Below are 243 nucleotides of genomic sequence, written 5' to 3'. Positions count from 1 at the left end.
ACACCCCTGTCGGTTTTCAAGACCGATCCCTTCAGCCGGACTTGGGTATTCCTCCACATTTTATTAGATTCATGGTGGACCTTGTAGGACTCGAACCTACGACCGGACGGTTATGAGCCGTCTGCTCTAACCAGCTGAGCTAAAGGTCCTTAAATAAATTTAATAGTACAAAGTAATAATATATATGGTAGCGGCAGAGGGGATCGAACCCCCGACCTCACGGGTATGAACCGTACGCTCTAG

Annotated in this window: 1 tRNA gene; it reads right to left on the bottom strand. The window is 47.7% G+C overall.

The annotated features are described in order from the left end of the window. Nucleotides 1–72 precede the first annotated feature (72 nt). A tRNA-Ile gene (locus MJG50_RS22045) sits at nucleotides 73–149 on the bottom strand. Nucleotides 150–243: the final 94 nt, after the last annotated feature.

This window comes from Fredinandcohnia quinoae (assembly GCF_022427965.1).
Taxonomy (GTDB): domain Bacteria; phylum Bacillota; class Bacilli; order Bacillales; family Bacillaceae_L; genus Ferdinandcohnia; species Ferdinandcohnia quinoae.
This window is presented reverse-complemented; position numbering and strand designations above follow the sequence as displayed.